This window comes from Kineobactrum sediminis, assembly GCF_002868715.1.
GTDB classification, from domain to species: domain Bacteria; phylum Pseudomonadota; class Gammaproteobacteria; order Pseudomonadales; family Halieaceae; genus Kineobactrum; species Kineobactrum sediminis.
Genome location: NZ_PKLZ01000001.1, coordinates 583,397 through 598,738 on the forward strand (window position 1 = coordinate 583,397; position 15,342 = coordinate 598,738).

Genomic DNA, 15,342 nt, shown 5'->3' on the forward strand with positions numbered 1-15,342 from the left:
CACCCTTCATGTCAAACATGACCCCTCGCGAAATTGTCCACGAGCTGGACAAGCATATTATCGGGCAGCAGGACGCCAAGCGCGCCGTTGCCATCGCCCTGCGCAACCGTTGGCGGCGCATGCAGCTGGCAGACACCCTGCGAGCCGAAATCAGCCCCAAGAACATCCTGATGATCGGCCCTACCGGGGTCGGCAAGACGGAGATCGCCCGGCGCCTGGCAAAACTGGCCAATGCCCCTTTCGTCAAAGTGGAGGCCACCAAGTTTACCGAGGTAGGCTATGTCGGTCGTGACGTTGAATCCATTATTCGCGACCTCGCCGAAGTTGCGGTGAAACTCTACCGGGAACAGGAAATGGAGCGGGTTCGCTTTCGGGCCGAGGAAGCGGCAGAGGAGCGGTTGCTGGACATCCTGCTGCCCGCCGCTCGGGATACCGACGACAGCAGTACTTCCGGTGCCGCCACTCGCCAGCTGTTGCGCAAAAAGCTGCGGGAAGGCGAGCTCGACAGCAAGGAAGTAGAGGTCGATCTCAGCAGCAACCCCGGCGTGGAAATCATGGCGCCTCCCGGCATGGAAGAGATGACCAGCCAGCTGCAGAGCATGTTTTCAAACATGTCGCGGCAACAGCAGAAAACCAGGCGGATGCCGGTCAAGGCGGCGTTCCGGGCCCTCTGTGAAGAAGAGGCCGGCAAGCTGGTCAATGACGATGAAATCAAGCAGAAAGCGATTCACGAGGCTGAGCAAAACGGTATTGTCTTCATCGATGAGCTGGACAAGGTTGCCAAGCGCAGCGAGGGCGCCGGTGCCGATGTGTCCCGGGAGGGCGTACAACGGGACTTGCTGCCACTGATTGAAGGCTCCACCGTAACCACCAAGTACGGCGCGCTGAAAACAGACCACATTCTGTTTATCGCCTCGGGTGCCTTCCACCTGGCCAAGCCCTCCGACCTGATTCCCGAACTGCAGGGGCGCCTGCCTATCCGGGTGGAACTGGAGTCGCTTACCGCCGCGGATTTCGAGCGTATTCTCACCGAACCGGATGCCTCGCTCACCGAGCAGTACCAGGCCCTGCTGGCAACCGAAGGCCTGGCGGTGGAATTTACCGCGGAAGGTTTGCGCCGAATTGCCGAAACCGCCTGGCAGGTTAATGAAAAAACCGAAAATATCGGCGCCCGACGCCTGCATACGGTCATGGAACGCCTGCTTGAGGAAGCTTCCTTTGCGGCGGCGGACGCAGGCATGCAACACCAGAGCCTGACCATAGATGCCGACTACGTAAATGAACAATTGCAGGCCCTGAGTGAAGATGAAGATCTGTCGCGCTTTATACTCTGATTTTCCTGCGTTTTGCCGGATAGACGCCGATGAATGATGCCGCCCATCGTCCCCAGGGTATCCATCTGCACCGCAAATCGCGTGAACTGGAACTGACTTACGCCGGCGAACAGAGCTACCGGCTCAGTTGCGAATACCTGCGGGTGTACTCGCCATCCGCTGAAGTGAAAGGCCATGGCCCCGGCCAGGAAGTGCTGCAGACCGGCAAGCAGCAGGTTACTATTACTGCTATCAAGCCCGTGGGGCACTATGCCCTGCAACTGGTATTTGATGATGGTCACGATACCGGCCTGTACTCCTGGGACTACCTGTACCAGCTGTGCCGGGAGCAGGAATCCTGGTGGCAGGACTATCTCACGCGGATGGAAGCTGCGGGAGCCAGTCGCGACCCGCAGGTACAGGTTGTAAAATTCCAGCCCTGACCGGGGCTTTGCATCACGCTACAATATGCGGTCAACTGTTGCCCGCGGAGGCCGCATGAACGATAAAAGCACCACCCATTTTGGTTACAAGGAAGTTGACAGCGACGCCAAGGCGAGCCTGGTGGCTGGTGTCTTTCATTCCGTGGCCGCACGTTACGACCTGATGAACGACCTGATGTCCGGGGGCGTCCACCGAATCTGGAAACGCTTCACCATTGAACTCAGCGGCGTGCGTCCCGGCCAGTCTGTGCTCGACATTGCCGGTGGTACCGGTGACCTGGCGGCGCGTTTTGCCGGCATCGTAGGTGCCGAGGGTCGCGTGGTCCTGGCCGATATCAACGAATCCATGCTGAGCGTGGGACGCGACAAACTGATAGACCAGGGTTACCAGGGCAATCTCGAGTACGTCCAGGCGGATGCGCAATACCTGCCTTTTCCCGACAACAGTTTCGACTGCGTCAGCATTGCCTTCGGTTTGCGCAATATTACCGACAAGGACCTGGCGCTGCGCTCGATGCTGCGGGTACTGAAGCCCGGCGGACGCCTGCTGATCCTGGAGTTTTCCAAACCCACCAACGCCTTACTCGGCAAGGCCTACGACAGCTACTCCTTCCGGGTACTGCCGGTGATGGGCAAACTGGTGGCGGGAGACAGTGATAGTTACCAGTACCTTGCGGAGTCGATTCGCATGCATCCCGACCAGGAAACCCTGCAGGAAATGATGGAAGATGCAGGCTTCACCAATTGTGAATACCACAACCTCACAGGTGGCGTGGTCGCCCTGCACCGGGGCATCAAGGCCTGAGATGACAGCCGCAACAGACCCCACATTACGCACCGCCGCACTGGCGGCGCTGGAAGCCGCCATCAATCGGGCACTGGCACTTGACCCGGCGGCACTGCAGGCGCTGGGGCGGCTCTCGGGATATGTCTTTGCGATCGACTGCACCGCACCGGCACTGCAGGTTTACCTGCAACCCGGCACGAACGGCCTGCGGCTGATGGGTCACTACGATGGGCCGGTTACTACCCGGGTTACCGGTGTCGCTTCTGATTTCACCCAACTGGCAAGCGCGCGCGATCCCGCCGCCGCACTGATCAACGGCCAGCTGATACTGGAAGGTGACAGTGGGCCGCTGATTGAACTGCAGAAAATACTGGCGGGGCTGGAACTCGACTGGGAGGCACCGCTGGTCGACTCCCTGGGTGATGTTGTCGGCCACCAGCTGGCACAGCTGCTGCGTACCGCTTTCACTACCGGTGGCAACCTGTCCCGCAGCCTGGCCAGGCAACTGGATGAGTTCATCCACGAGGAGGCACGGCTCAGCCCGCCACGGCTTGAGGTCGAGGATTTCTATCGCGACGTGCAGGCACTGGAGCAGCGGGTTGAGCGCCTGCAATCGCGCGTCAACCGGCTGCGCAGGCGGCTCCAGCAGGCGACCGGATGAACTCGGTCATGCTCTCGCGCAGCCGGCGTTTATTGCGCATCCTGCGTATTGCACGGCGCTACCGGCTACACGAATTTATCGACAAAAGTACGCTGCCGCCGCTGCCGCGACTGTTGCTGAAGTTACTACCCCGGCGCTCAGCCAACAAAGCAGGCCTCGATCGTGGCCAGAGCCTGCGTCTGACTCTTGAGGAACTCGGTCCGGTATTCATCAAGTTTGGCCAGTTGCTATCCACCCGACGGGACCTGTTGCCACCGGATATTGCCGATGAGCTGGCCAAGTTGCAGGACAAGGTGCCGCCTTTCGATGAAAGCCAGGCCCGCACCATTATCGAAACTGCCCTGGGCGCGCCGGTCACCAGCCTGTTTGCGCATTTTGATACCCTGCCGATGGCATCGGCGTCGGTCGCCCAGGTGCACGGCGCCACCCTGCACGGTGGCGAGGCGGTGGTGGTAAAGGTTCTCAGGCCGGGTATCGAAGCGGTCATCCGCCAGGATCTCGCGCTGCTGTATACCCTGGCCCGGCTGGTGAGGCGCTACTTGCCCGACGGCCGACGGCTGCGCCCGGTAGAGGTCGTCGCCGACTACGAGCTGGTGATCATTGACGAACTGGATTTGCGCCGGGAGGCCGCCAATGCCTGCCAGCTGCGACGCAATTTTGAAGACAGCACCCTGGTCTACGTGCCGCAGATCTACTGGGATTTTACCCGCCGCAACGTAATGGTGTCAGAGCGCATTGCCGGCATTCCGGTGACCGACCTGGAAACCCTGCAGGCCCGGGGCACCGATCTCAAGTTACTGGCGGAGCGGGGTGTGGAGATTTTCTTCACCCAGGTATTCCGGGACAACTTCTTCCACGCCGACATGCATCCGGGCAATATCTTCGTTGACGCTACCGACCCGGCAAACCCGGGCTACATGGCCGTAGATTGCGCCATCGTGGGCAGCCTCAGCGATGCGGATCAGTATTACCTGGCGCGCAACCTGCTGGCGGTGTTTCGCCGCGATTACCGGGAAGTGGCGCAACTGCATGTAGAGTGTGGCTGGGTCCCCCCGGAGACCCGGGTCCAGGATTTTGAGTCTGCCATGCGAGCGGTCTGTGAACCGGTGTTTGAGCGGCCCATCAGTGATATCTCCTTCGGCCAGTTGTTGATTTACCTGTTCAGCACTGCCCGTCGCTTTGATATGGAGGTGCAACCGGCACTGGTGCTACTGCAAAAGACCCTGCTCAACATCGAGGGACTGGGACGTCAACTGTATCCCCAGCTTAATCTCTGGGATACCGCGCAGCCCTTCCTTGAGCACTGGATACGGGACCGTTACTCCCCACAGGCAGTGCTCGGGCGAATGCAGCGGCAGCTGCCCTCATGGCTGGAACAATTGCCTACCCTGCCGGATATGATACTGAATAACCTGCAACAATCCGGTAACACCTCCGCCCGGCAGGTTCGCGAGCTGGAGCTGCGGACCAGCCAGCTGGAGCGGAGGCAACAGTGCAGCCGTCGCCGGCAGTTGCTGGCAATCCCCGTCGGCCTGCTGGCCCTGGTGCTGGCTGTACCGGGTGGCAGTGCCCATCTTGCGACGGTACCTGCCTCCAGCTGGGGACTCGCGGCACTGGCACTGCTGCTGTTGTGGCCCCGGAGTGGGCAACAATGATGTATCGCGATAAATGCTACAATACGAGACCTGACCCCCGACCAGTAGCAGTTATACGATGACCGGACCGAATTCTCTAACCACGACGGTACGCTGGAATGACCAGGGTCTGGTAGCAGCGATTGCGCAGGACTGGGAGACAGGCGAGGTGCTGATGCTGGCGTGGATGAACGCCGAGGCGCTGGCGCTTACCGCGCAGGAGGGCCGCGCGGTGTACTGGTCGCGGTCCCGCGGGCAGCTCTGGCGCAAGGGCGAGAGCTCCGGCAATGTCCAACGGGTCCGCGAGCTACGGCTGGACTGCGATGCCGATGCGGTACTGCTGAAAGTGGAACAACTGGGCGGGATTGCCTGTCACACGGGCAGGCGCAGCTGTTTTTACCAACGCTGGCAGGACGATGCCTGGGTGGTAACCGATACCGTTATCAAGACACCGGAAGAATTGTACGGAAAGCCCGAATGAACGATATTCTACAACATCTGGACCTCATACTCGCACAGCGCAAGCAGGCAGATCCCGAGAGCTCCTATGTGGCCAGCCTGCATGAAAAGGGTTTGAACCGGATTCTGGAAAAAGTCGGTGAAGAGGCGACCGAGGTTATTCTCGCCGCCAAGGACTCGGCGGGAGAGGGCGACAACACGGCGCTCGTAGGCGAGGTGGCCGATCTGTGGTTTCATACCCTGGTCATGCTGTCTCACCTGGACACAGGCTCGGCGGCGGTACTGGAGTGCCTGCAGGATCGCTTCGGCCTGTCGGGACTGGAAGAAAAAGCTGCCCGCGGTGAATCAACGGGTACCCCATAACGTTTTGTTACAGTGCAAAGAGGGAAAAGGCAATGGGAATCGGCGGCATTAGTATCTGGCAATTATTGATCATTCTGGCAATCGTGATCATGTTATTCGGCACCAAGCGCCTGCGCACCATTGGTAGCGATCTGGGCAGTGCCGTGAAGGGCTTTCGCAAGAGCATGGGCGATGATGACAGCGAGGCCCAGAAAGCATCTTCGGAGGAGGAGGAACAACCCTCGCCCCGGAACGACGGCAACGATAAAGCGTAACGCGCAGCCATGTTTGACATAGGCTTTACCGAACTGGTGATAATAGCCGTGGTCGGTCTGCTGGTGATAGGCCCCGAGCGGCTGCCCGGCGCAATTCGCACCGGTAGCGCCTGGGTCCATCGGATCAAGCGTGGCTTTAACGACATCCGCCAGGAAGTTTCCCAGGAACTGCACAATGATGCTGTGCTGCAGGAACTACGCAAAACCGGTGCCGACCTCCAGGCCAGCGCGCGCGAAGCGGAGCGGGAATTGAGAGACACCGTAAAAGCCGTAGACCCTGAAGACACTAAAAGCACTAAAGACACCGAAGACACTCAAAAGCCCGCATCATCGCAGGAACCCCCGGCACCATGAGCGAAGACTCTGCCGACCAGCCACTGCCGCTGGTCGCCCACCTGACCGAACTGCGCGACCGCCTGCTGCGCGCGATGCTCGCCATTCTGGTAGTTTTCATCTGCCTGTTTCCCTTTGCCAACGAAATCTACGCCTTTGTCTCGTTGCCGCTGCGGTCGCTGTTACCGGAGGGAGCGACCATGATAGCGACCGAGGTGGCGTCCCCCTTCCTGACACCCTTCAAGCTGACCCTGGTAGCAGCGATTTTTCTGGCGGTTCCCTACGTGCTCTACCAGGTCTGGAGTTTTATTGCGCCCGGCATGTATCGCCATGAAAAACGTCTGGCAATACCCCTGCTCGCCTCCAGTGTCCTGCTGTTCTATGCCGGTGCAGCGTTTGCCTACTATGTGGTATTCCCGCTGATTTTCGGCTTCTTCACCAGTGTCGGGCCCGAAGATATCGCCATCATGACAGACATCAACAGCTACCTGAATTTCGTTCTCAAGCTGTTTTTTGCCTTTGGAATCGCTTTCGAGATACCCATTGCCGCAGTGATCATGATCTGGGCCGGAATCACCACGCCGGAAGACCTGGTGAAAAAGAGACCTTACATTATTGTAGGATGCTTCATATTCGGCATGCTCCTGACACCGCCGGACATTATCTCGCAGGCACTGCTGGCGATTCCCATGTGGATATTGTTTGAGATAGGTGTATTTTTTGGCCGCTTTATCCAGCGTCGGGGCCAGGCCGCTCAGGGCGAGGAGTAGTCCCGCTGTCTTCAACCCGCTCGCTATCGCCGCTGCTCTCAGTATTCCGCTTTCTGCTACCCTATCGTGGACGAATGCTGGCGGCCGGTACTGCCCTGGTCTTCACCGCAGGAGCTACGCTGTTCCTGGGTCGCGGCATTCAAATGCTGATCGACGAGGGTTTTGGGGGCGGCACCAGCGAAGACCTGCGCGCTGCAATCAGCGTGATCATGGTAATAGCAGGTGCCATGGCAATCGGCACCTTCGCGCGCTTTTACCTGGTTTCATGGCTGGGAGAACGGGTAAGCGCCGACATTCGCAAGGCGGTATTCAACAACATCATCCACCTCCACCCCGGTTACTTTGAAACCAACCGCAGCGGCGAGATCATGTCCCGCCTGACGACCGATACCACTTTGCTGCAAACTATCATCGGCTCCTCCCTGAGTATGGCGCTGCGCAGCGGCCTGACATTAACCGGCGGCCTGGTACTGATGTTTGTCACCAACGTCAAACTGAGCCTGATTATTACCGCCGGCGTACCCCTGGTCCTGCTGCCCATCCTGATATTCGGGCGGCGGGTGCGACGCCTTTCCACCGAAAGCCAGGACAGTATCGCCAGTGTCGGCAGTTACGCGGGGGAGATCATCCAGCACATCCGCACTGTGCAAAGCTACACCAGTGAAAACCGGGAAAGCACGGCGTTTTCCGGGGAAGTAGAGCGCGCCTTCAGCATCGCCAGGCGCCGTATCCGCCAGCGGGCACTACTGGTCTGCATGGCCATTTTATTATTGTTCACCGGTATGGGAGTCATGCTGTGGAGTGGCGGCCAGGATGTGATCACCGGCCGCATGAGTGGTGGCGAGCTGGGCGCGTTCGTGTTTTACGCGATGATGGTGGGCTCGGGGTTTGCCACGATATCCGAAGTCTGGGGCGAGTTACAAAGAGCCGCCGGAGCAGCCGAACGACTCCTGGAACTGGTACACACCCGCAGTGAGCTGGTGGATACGGGCAGCACACCCGACTTGCCCGTGGCGCGCCTGGAACTGCGTCACCTGAGCTTTGCCTATCCTGCACGTCCGGCTGACCCGGCGCTGCGCGGGGTCTCGCTGACCATAGATCCCGGCAAGAGCCTGGCGCTGGTTGGGCCGTCGGGGGCCGGTAAATCAACCCTGTTCGAGCTGCTGCAACGCTTTTACGATCCCCAGGAAGGCAGCATCGTTTTTGATGGCGTGGACATCCGCGATATGGGCCTGCAGACCCTGCGCCAGCAGCTGGCACTGGTACCCCAGCAACCGGCCCTGTTCACCGATACCGTGCGCTACAACATCGCCTACGGTAAAGCTTGCGCCACTGACCGGGAAATAGAGGCTGCCGCCCGGGCCGCACATGCACACGAATTCATTATTGCGTTGCCAGGCGGCTATTCCAGTCACCTGGGGGAGCAGGGAGTCCGCCTCTCCGGTGGGCAGCGACAACGTATCGCCCTGGCAAGGGCCATACTCAATAATCCGCGAGTGCTGCTACTGGATGAGGCAACCAGCGCCCTGGACAGCGAAAGTGAGCACCAGGTGCAACTGGCACTACACGAACTGATGCGCGACCGGACGACTGTGATAATAGCCCACCGCCTGTCGACCATTTTGCATGCGGACCGGATTGCGGTCCTCGACCGGGGTGAATTGATTGCAACGGGAACTCACCAGAGTCTGCTGCAAGACTGCGAACTCTACGCCCGCCTGGCCAGCCTTCAGTTCCAGGATGTGTAGGGACTCGCCGTCGGCCGGGTTATCCCATCGCGAGAGCTGAACGCGAGGTAATGAAGAACCGCCCCCGAAGGGGCGGTTGAAGAAGATTAGCTGAACTCGCGAATCAGGCCGGCGATGCTCTCCTTGGCGTCGCCAAACAACATCCGCGTGTTGTCCTTGTAGAACAGCGGGTTCTCAATGCCGGCAAAGCCTGATGCCATGGAGCGCTTGAGTACAAACACGGTGCGCGCCTTGTCGACGTTGATCACCGGCATACCATAAATCGGACTCGATTCAACTTCCCGCGCCGCCGGGTTAACGACGTCGTTGGCGCCAATCACGATTGCCACGTCAACGGTCTCCATGCGTGGATTGATATCGTCCATTTCCAGCAACTGGTCATACGGCACATCGGCCTCGGCCAGCAATACATTCATGTGGCCGGGCATGCGACCCGCTACCGGGTGGATACCGAAGTTTACTTCGCAACCATTTTCCTCAAGTAACTCCGCAAGCTCCTTCACCACATGCTGCGCCTGCGCCACCGCCATGCCGTAGCCCGGGATAATAGCGACGTTGGTCGCCGCTTCCAGCACGTAGTAGGCGTCTTCCACGGAGATCGGCTTGATTTCACCCTCGACCGTGGTCTCGACTGTGCTCACACTGCCAAAACCACTGAACAGCACATTAGTGAGCGACCGATTCATGGCCTTGCACATGATCTGGGTAAGAATGATCCCGGAGGCTCCCACCAGCGCACCTGCAACAATCAGGATATTGCTGTTGATGGCAAAACCCGCCGCACAGGCGGCAAGACCCGAATAGGAGTTGAGCAGGGAGATCACCACCGGCATATCGGCGCCACCAATGGGGATGACGGCCATTACGCCGAACAGCAGCGACAGTCCTATGATCAGGTAAAGCCACTGGCTGCTTTCCGGCTGCAGGCAAAACATCACGGCACTGACAACAATACCGGCCACAATCAGGCTGTTGACTATCTGTTGCCCGCGGAAAGTCACCGCACCGCTACCGATGGTTTCGCTGAGCTTGCCCCAGGCCACCAGTGAACCGGTAAAGGTCAGGCCACCGATAAGAATGGAGAGCACAATCGTTACCAGGGTGAAGGTACTGCCCGCGGTTGCCAACGCCGCGGCGCCGACCAGCAAGCTGGCCATGCCGCCGAAACCATTGAACAGCGCCACCATTTCCGGCATGGAGGTCATTTGCACAAATCGTGCGGCAACGGCACCAATCGCTCCACCCAGGACAAAGCCCAGCACAATCCACTGGTATTCAACTATTCCCTGGTCGAGCAGTGCGGCGACAATCGCCAGCAACATACCGACCGCGGAGAGCATATTCCCACGCCGGGCCGTTGCGGCAGAACCCAGCAATTTCAGGCCGAAAATAAACAGCGCCGCAGCGACAACGAAGGCCATCTGAATAGCCAATCCCATAGCGCTCATTATTTACTACCCCTTTTCTTGAACATCGCAAGCATGCGATCAGTGACCATATAACCGCCCACCACGTTAACCGTGGCAAGCGCAACCGCTGCCGCACCCAACCAGTTGGACAGATCCTGCTGCCCGGTTCCGGCCAGGCTGATCGCGCCGACCACGGTAATGCCGGATATGGCGTTGGCACCCGACATCAGCGGTGTGTGCAGTGTCGCAGGGACCTTGTTGATGAGCTCGAAGCCGAGAAAAATCGACAACATGAGGATAAATACCAGGAATATCAGTTCCATATCAGTTGGCCCCCTCCAGGATATTCTTGATGGTTTCGTTGGTGACTTCTCCGCCATGGGTGATCACACAGCCGGGCAAAATGTCGTGCTCGAAGTCAATCGCGAAGAGATTTTTCTCCTTGTCCCAGACATCCTCCACCAGATTGAACAGGTTATTGGCGTACATGTGGCTGGCATCCCGGCACACTTCATTGGGGAGGTTGCCCTTGCCGATAATGGTGACGCCATTCACGTTGACGACCTCGTTGGCTACTGAGCCTTCAACGTTGCCGCCGGTTTCCGCTGCCATGTCCACAATGACCGAGCCGGGCTGCATGCCCTCGACCATATCGCTGGTCACGATAACAGGAGGCTTGCGGCCAAACACCTGGGCGGTGGTGATTACCACGTCGGATTCAGCAATGGTGGCTTTCTGCGCGTCGCGCTGTTTCTGGATCTGTTCCGGCGTCAGTTCGGTGGCGTAACCCGCCGAGGTTTCACCGGTCTCACCCAGATCAATCTCCAGAAAACTTGCTCCCAGGGATTGTACCTGTTCGGCAACCACGGCACGGGTGTCGAAGGCGGTAACCCGCGCGCCCAGGCGCTTGGCGGTCGCGATGGCCTGCAGCCCCGCAACACCCGCGCCAATGACAAAGACCCTGGCTGGCTTCAGTGTGCCCGCGGGGGTCATCATCATGGGAAAAATCCGGGGCAGATGGGTTGCAGCCTGCAGCACCATCACATAACCGGCAAGGTTCGCCTGGGAGCTGAGTGCGTCCATTTTCTGGCTGCGGGTGGTACGCGGGATCATTTCCATGCTGATGGCCGTTACGCCCTGCTCCTGCAGTGCGCGCACCAGGTCATGCTCATTGAACGGATCCAGGTAACTGATATGAATGCAGCCGGATTTCATCATCGGCACTTCATCGCGCTGTGGTTTGCGCAAACGCAGCAGCATGTCTGCCTCCCGGAAAAGGGCTTCCCGGTCTGTGCTGACAGTTGCGCCGGCCTCAATGTATTGATCGTCGGTGAAGCCGGACCCAAGGCCCATGTCACTCTCAATGACGAGCTCAGCACCGAGTCGGCATAGTTTTTTAGCCGTCTCCGGTGTCACTGGCACCCGGTTCTCACCGGGGTGCGTCTCCCTCGGAATTGCGATACGCATAGTCCTTGTTACCCCATACTTTTTTCGTTAGCCTGCGCCCCTTTTGCGGGACCTTGTTGTCTGCCCTTGCAGCGCAGCCATGAACGACTGCGCCGAATTAGCGGCGGAGCACATTAGCACAGCTGGTCGCCAGAGCAAAATGCCCACACCCCCGCCGGAATCATTTCCGCTCGGGCATGTGGGCATCCGGAAGAGTATAGAACGCTTTGGGCGGGTTATCCCGCCCTCGGTGTCAGCCTGCTCGAAGCTGCAGGAAAGAGTTCATCCAGCGATACTGCCAGCCGGTGAATCGAAGGGGCGCATCCAGGACCGCAAGACAGATACAATCCTCGGTCTGGAGGGCGGTAGGAGCGTGCGAATCATCCAGCTCGCGGTAAATGAAGTCGCCCTCGTGATAGCTTCCGGCAGCATCCGAAAAACCACCCTGCAAGACCAGGGTCATCTCCGAGCCGCGGTGTTTGTGCTCGGGAATACGACCACCTGCCTTGATATGATACAGGGCAAATTCGTAGTTGGGGTCACCGGTTTTGACGTAGCTGATGCGCAGCGAAGAGGTGATTTTTTTCCACACAAGCTCGGAAAAATCCCCATTCATCAGCCGCTGCAGCAGCGCCGGCAACCGCCCCCCGGCAACCGAACCGGCGCGAGAATAGCTCAGCGGAGGCTGCTCATCCAGACGGGCAAGTACCGCTTCCAGCTGGGCCTCCCCAACCGGCTCCGGAGTCAGTCCCTCAAACAATACGGCGCCGAGATCCTGCAACCTGGCAGTCTGTCGCTGGCATTGCGGGCAGTAATTGAGATGGGCCGATATGCAGGCAGACTGAGCCAGGGGCATTATGCCGGCTGCATATTCGGTCAATAGGTCTATATCTGGATGAAACTTGGCCATAATGTTCGCGTCTTGTTACCTGTCGATTTGAATTTGAAGTTTCTGGATTGCCAGTCGAACCCGTGACTTCACCGTGCCCAGAGGCAAATCCAACTCCGCCGCCGCCTCTGCATGCGATTTTCCTTCCATATACACCTTCGCCAGAATCTGCGCCTGGTCCGGCGGCAGCGAGGCCATCAGCTCATGGATCCGGTCGCGGCTGCGGCGGGTCTGCAACATGGCGAACGGTTCAGCAGGCTCCTGGTCCGGCGTAAAATCTTCCGCCGCCAGGGGCGTGTTGAACTTTTGCAAGCGCCTGAACATGTCGGTTCGGCAGTTACGGGCAATCGTATACACCCATGTACTCGCCGCAGCGCGTTCCGGATCAAATCCGCGGGCTTTCTGCCAGACTTTGAGCATGACTTCCTGCACCAGCTCATCGGCATGGGTAGCCGACATGGTTGAACCAGAGAGCGCGAACGCCTTGATCAGGGGTGCGAAATGACGAAAGAACCGCGTAAACGCCGCGCGATCCTCTTTCGAGGCTATCAGCGTGAGGCACTCGCTCCATTCGTCGGTTCGACGTCCGGAGGAACCCTGCCAACTCGTTACACTGCCGCTTTCCCTGTCTTCCACAAACGCTCTCCGCATCTTCTCATTGCCTGCTGTCCAGTATACGCTGCCTCTGGCATCCCGGATCAACCCATCCTTGCCATTATAAACGGATTGATCCGTTGACGGCGCGAAGGCGTACTCTGGAATATTATCAACACCCCGGTGCGACTCGCCTCGAGATCGCTCCCGAAGGAGCCCTCACTTGAAAATTGCAGTCATCGGATCAGGCATCTCTGGCCTGGCCTGCGCGCACTACCTGAGCGCAGCACACCAGGTTACGGTGTTTGAGGCCGGCAGCCAGGTCGGCGGCCATACGGCCACCGTCGACGTCCGGCTCGGTACACGCCGCTACGCGGTCGACACCGGTTTCATTGTGTTCAACGACTGGACCTATCCCAACTTCATCGCCCTGATGGATGAACTGGGGGTCAGCAGCAAAGCCACTGACATGGGTTTCAGTGTGACCGATGGGCACTCGGGCACAGAATATTCCGGCAGCAGCATAAATACCCTTTTTGCCCAACGCCGCAACCTGCTTTCCCCGCGCTTTATCGGCATGGTCCGGGATATCCTCCGCTTCAACCGGGAATCCGTAGCAGACCTTGACGCCGGCCGCCTGCAGGAGGGCGAGACGCTGGGTCACTACCTCAGCCGCAAGGGCTACGGCGAGGCGTTCTGCCGGCAGTACCTGGTACCCATGGGCTCGGCGATCTGGTCGGCTGATTGCGCCAGCATTACCGAATTTCCGCTTGAATTTTTTCTGAGGTTCTTTCGCAACCACGGCCTGCTGTCTGTGAACAACCGCCCGCAGTGGCGGGTGATTGAAGGTGGGTCACGGGAGTATCTGCGGCCCCTGTGCCATCGTTTCGAGCAGCGAATACGTACCAATAGTCCCATTGCCGGGATACGGCGTACGGCCCAGGGGGTGACGTTGCAGGTGCGCGGTGGAGAGCTTTTTCACTTTGATGAAGTCGTTGTCGCCACTCACTCTGACCAGGCGCTGGCCCTGCTGGAAGACCCCAGCGCGGAGGAGACGGCAATACTGTCGGCCCTGCCCTACCAGAACAATGAGGTGGTATTGCACACCGATACCCGCCTGCTGCCCAAAAACCGGAAAACCTGGTCGAGCTGGAACTATCGCCTCGGTGTCGACGAACAGCGCGCCGTCGTGACCTACAATATGAATATTTTACAGGGGCTGCAGGCACCCGAGACTTTCTGTGTAACACTTAATGATACCAGCGCTATCAACCCGAACAAAATACTCGGTACGTTCAACTACGCGCACCCGGTTTTTTCACTGGCGGGGGTTGCGGCTCAGTCACGCTGGGCTGACATCAACGGCCAGCGCCGTACCTGGTATTGTGGAGCGTATTGGCGCAATGGCTTTCATGAGGATGGTGTTACCAGCGCCCTGCGGGTCGCCGAGGCCATCGGCAAGGACAACAGGATAGCAGCGTGAAGTCACGACTGTACCAGGGGTGGTTGAACCATCAGCGCTTTCTGCCCAAGCCTCATGGCTTCGGCTATCGCGTTTTCATGCCCTATATCTGCCTCGACGAACTGCCCGAGCTGTTCCGTTCGCGCTGGCTATGGTCCGCCTCCGGCCGGGCCCTGGCCAGCTTCAGGCGCAGCGATTTTCTCGGGGATCCAACCCGGCCATTGCAGGACGAAGTTCGCAGGCGCATTCATGAGGAGACGGGATACCGGCACTCGGGCCCCATCTACCTGCTGGCAAACCTGCGCTATTTTGGCTATTCAATCAACCCGATCGCCTGTTATTACTGTTTCAACGAAGACGAAACGGAGCTTGAATACCTGGTCGCCGAGGTTACCAATACACCCTGGAACGAGCGTCACAGCTATGTATTGAAAGGGTCGGGACAGGAGCGCTGGCTACGCCAGGAGTTCGACAAGGCCATGCATGTGTCGCCCTTCAACCCGATGGCCATGCGCTACCATTGGCGCAGCAGCACACCCGGGGAGACACTTTCGGTCCATCTGGCCACCAGCAATAATGAGGGAGACAAGGTGTTCGCCGCCACCCTCGCTCTGGAGGCCCGACCCATGACCGGCCGCAACCTCAACCGGGTACTCTGGCGCTACCCGATGATGACCGCGAAGATCGCCATGGCAATTTACTGGCAGGCCCTGCGCTTGTTCATAAAGGGCATACCAATCCATTCCCACCCCCGATCAAAAATCCCTGGAGCATAAA

18 protein-coding genes are annotated in these 15,342 nt (G+C 58.9%); 13 read left to right on the forward strand and 5 right to left on the reverse strand.

Annotation, left to right across the window (positions count from 1 at the left end):
- The first annotated feature begins 8 nt into the window (after positions 1 to 8).
- Genes hslU through CWI75_RS02615 form a run of 11 tightly spaced genes read left to right on the forward strand, consistent with a single transcriptional unit; the run spans position 9 to position 8,765 of the window.
- On the forward strand, positions 9 to 1,334 hold the full coding sequence (gene hslU, locus CWI75_RS02565; RefSeq protein WP_101519879.1) for an ATP-dependent protease ATPase subunit HslU: 1,326 nt from the start codon (positions 9 to 11) through the stop codon (positions 1,332 to 1,334).
- Between the two features lie 29 nt (positions 1,335 to 1,363).
- Positions 1,364 to 1,756, forward strand: a complete 393-nt coding sequence (locus CWI75_RS02570; protein WP_101519880.1) for a gamma-butyrobetaine hydroxylase family protein — start codon at positions 1,364 to 1,366, stop codon at positions 1,754 to 1,756.
- Between the two features lie 55 nt (positions 1,757 to 1,811).
- Positions 1,812 to 2,561: a bifunctional demethylmenaquinone methyltransferase/2-methoxy-6-polyprenyl-1,4-benzoquinol methylase UbiE gene (gene ubiE, locus CWI75_RS02575; protein WP_101519881.1), complete on the forward strand. Its 750-nt coding sequence runs from the start codon at positions 1,812 to 1,814 to the stop codon at positions 2,559 to 2,561.
- 1 nt (position 2,562) lies between these two features.
- Positions 2,563 to 3,204 (forward strand): ubiquinone biosynthesis accessory factor UbiJ, encoded by a 642-nt coding sequence (locus CWI75_RS02580; protein WP_101519882.1) that lies wholly within the window; start codon positions 2,563 to 2,565, stop codon positions 3,202 to 3,204.
- Positions 3,201 to 4,859: a ubiquinone biosynthesis regulatory protein kinase UbiB gene (ubiB, locus tag CWI75_RS02585; RefSeq protein ID WP_241521046.1), complete on the forward strand. Its 1,659-nt coding sequence runs from the start codon at positions 3,201 to 3,203 to the stop codon at positions 4,857 to 4,859. Before CWI75_RS02580 ends, ubiB begins: the two co-directional genes overlap by 4 nt.
- Before the next feature lie 58 nt (positions 4,860 to 4,917).
- The gene (hisI, locus tag CWI75_RS02590; RefSeq protein WP_101519883.1) at positions 4,918 to 5,319 is read left to right on the forward strand and encodes a phosphoribosyl-AMP cyclohydrolase; all 402 of its coding nucleotides are present in this window, start codon (positions 4,918 to 4,920) and stop codon (positions 5,317 to 5,319) included.
- The gene (locus tag CWI75_RS02595; protein ID WP_101519884.1) at positions 5,316 to 5,660 is read left to right on the forward strand and encodes a phosphoribosyl-ATP diphosphatase; all 345 of its coding nucleotides are present in this window, start codon (positions 5,316 to 5,318) and stop codon (positions 5,658 to 5,660) included. The genes hisI and CWI75_RS02595 overlap by 4 nt, the downstream gene beginning before the upstream one ends.
- Positions 5,661 to 5,692: 32 nt before the next feature.
- The gene (gene tatA, locus CWI75_RS02600; RefSeq protein ID WP_101519885.1) at positions 5,693 to 5,914 is read left to right on the forward strand and encodes a twin-arginine translocase TatA/TatE family subunit; all 222 of its coding nucleotides are present in this window, start codon (positions 5,693 to 5,695) and stop codon (positions 5,912 to 5,914) included.
- Between the two features lie 9 nt (positions 5,915 to 5,923).
- A complete protein-coding gene (gene tatB, locus CWI75_RS02605) occupies positions 5,924 to 6,268 on the forward strand; it encodes a Sec-independent protein translocase protein TatB (RefSeq protein WP_101519886.1) in 345 nt (114 codons plus the stop codon).
- A complete protein-coding gene (gene tatC / locus CWI75_RS02610; protein ID WP_101519887.1) occupies positions 6,265 to 7,017 on the forward strand; it encodes a twin-arginine translocase subunit TatC in 753 nt (250 codons plus the stop codon). The genes tatB and tatC overlap by 4 nt, the downstream gene beginning before the upstream one ends.
- Before the next feature lie 5 nt (positions 7,018 to 7,022).
- Entirely contained in the window at positions 7,023 to 8,765 is a 1,743-nt protein-coding gene (locus tag CWI75_RS02615; protein ID WP_175580190.1) for an ABC transporter transmembrane domain-containing protein, read from the forward strand.
- A gap of 86 nt (positions 8,766 to 8,851) precedes the next feature.
- Here the strand turns inward: CWI75_RS02615 and CWI75_RS02620 are convergent, their stop codons facing one another.
- The 5 genes from CWI75_RS02620 to CWI75_RS02640 all read right to left on the reverse strand — a co-directional run bounded on the left by CWI75_RS02620 (position 8,852) and on the right by CWI75_RS02640 (position 13,145).
- On the reverse strand, positions 8,852 to 10,204 hold the full coding sequence (locus CWI75_RS02620) for an NAD(P)(+) transhydrogenase (Re/Si-specific) subunit beta (protein ID WP_101520105.1): 1,353 nt from the start codon (positions 10,202 to 10,204) through the stop codon (positions 8,852 to 8,854).
- 8 nt (positions 10,205 to 10,212) lie between these two features.
- Entirely contained in the window at positions 10,213 to 10,497 is a 285-nt protein-coding gene (locus tag CWI75_RS02625; RefSeq protein WP_101519889.1) for an NAD(P) transhydrogenase subunit alpha part 2, read from the reverse strand.
- A gap of 1 nt (position 10,498) precedes the next feature.
- Entirely contained in the window at positions 10,499 to 11,641 is a 1,143-nt protein-coding gene (locus tag CWI75_RS02630) for a Re/Si-specific NAD(P)(+) transhydrogenase subunit alpha (protein WP_101519890.1), read from the reverse strand.
- A 232-nt stretch (positions 11,642 to 11,873) separates the two neighbouring features.
- Complete coding sequence (locus CWI75_RS02635; protein ID WP_101519891.1) at positions 11,874 to 12,530, reverse strand: ChrR family anti-sigma-E factor; 657 nt, start codon at positions 12,528 to 12,530, stop codon at positions 11,874 to 11,876.
- 15 nt (positions 12,531 to 12,545) lie between these two features.
- Entirely contained in the window at positions 12,546 to 13,145 is a 600-nt protein-coding gene (locus CWI75_RS02640; RefSeq protein ID WP_241521049.1) for a sigma-70 family RNA polymerase sigma factor, read from the reverse strand.
- Positions 13,146 to 13,326: 181 nt separating this feature from the next.
- Here CWI75_RS02640 and CWI75_RS02645 point away from each other — a divergent pair, with 181 nt between their 5' ends.
- The gene (locus CWI75_RS02645) at positions 13,327 to 14,586 is read left to right on the forward strand and encodes an NAD(P)/FAD-dependent oxidoreductase (RefSeq protein WP_101519893.1); all 1,260 of its coding nucleotides are present in this window, start codon (positions 13,327 to 13,329) and stop codon (positions 14,584 to 14,586) included.
- Positions 14,583 to 15,341, forward strand: coding sequence for a DUF1365 domain-containing protein (locus CWI75_RS02650; protein WP_101519894.1), 759 nt, complete (start codon positions 14,583 to 14,585; stop codon positions 15,339 to 15,341). Before CWI75_RS02645 ends, CWI75_RS02650 begins: the two co-directional genes overlap by 4 nt.
- The last annotated feature ends 1 nt before the right edge of the window (position 15,342 follow it).

What these genes read in the sequence shown, in the direction of transcription:
- hisI (WP_101519883.1), top strand. Translation starts at nt 4,918, where the DNA reads ATGACCGGACCGAATTCTCTAACCACGACGGTACGCTGGAATGACCAG.
- ubiE (WP_101519881.1), top strand. Translation starts at nt 1,812, where the DNA reads ATGAACGATAAAAGCACCACCCATTTTGGTTACAAGGAAGTTGACAGC.
- CWI75_RS02570 (WP_101519880.1), top strand. Translation starts at nt 1,364, where the DNA reads ATGAATGATGCCGCCCATCGTCCCCAGGGTATCCATCTGCACCGCAAA.
- CWI75_RS02580 (WP_101519882.1), top strand. Translation starts at nt 2,563, where the DNA reads ATGACAGCCGCAACAGACCCCACATTACGCACCGCCGCACTGGCGGCG.
- CWI75_RS02630 (WP_101519890.1), bottom strand. Translation starts at nt 11,641, where the DNA reads ATGCGTATCGCAATTCCGAGGGAGACGCACCCCGGTGAGAACCGGGTG.
- CWI75_RS02620 (WP_101520105.1), bottom strand. Translation starts at nt 10,204, where the DNA reads ATGGGATTGGCTATTCAGATGGCCTTCGTTGTCGCTGCGGCGCTGTTT.
- CWI75_RS02625 (WP_101519889.1), bottom strand. Translation starts at nt 10,497, where the DNA reads ATGGAACTGATATTCCTGGTATTTATCCTCATGTTGTCGATTTTTCTC.
- CWI75_RS02595 (WP_101519884.1), top strand. Translation starts at nt 5,316, where the DNA reads ATGAACGATATTCTACAACATCTGGACCTCATACTCGCACAGCGCAAG.
- ubiB (WP_241521046.1), top strand. Translation starts at nt 3,201, where the DNA reads ATGAACTCGGTCATGCTCTCGCGCAGCCGGCGTTTATTGCGCATCCTG.
- tatB (WP_101519886.1), top strand. Translation starts at nt 5,924, where the DNA reads ATGTTTGACATAGGCTTTACCGAACTGGTGATAATAGCCGTGGTCGGT.
- tatC (WP_101519887.1), top strand. Translation starts at nt 6,265, where the DNA reads ATGAGCGAAGACTCTGCCGACCAGCCACTGCCGCTGGTCGCCCACCTG.
- hslU (WP_101519879.1), top strand. Translation starts at nt 9, where the DNA reads ATGTCAAACATGACCCCTCGCGAAATTGTCCACGAGCTGGACAAGCAT.
- CWI75_RS02635 (WP_101519891.1), bottom strand. Translation starts at nt 12,530, where the DNA reads ATGGCCAAGTTTCATCCAGATATAGACCTATTGACCGAATATGCAGCC.
- tatA (WP_101519885.1), top strand. Translation starts at nt 5,693, where the DNA reads ATGGGAATCGGCGGCATTAGTATCTGGCAATTATTGATCATTCTGGCA.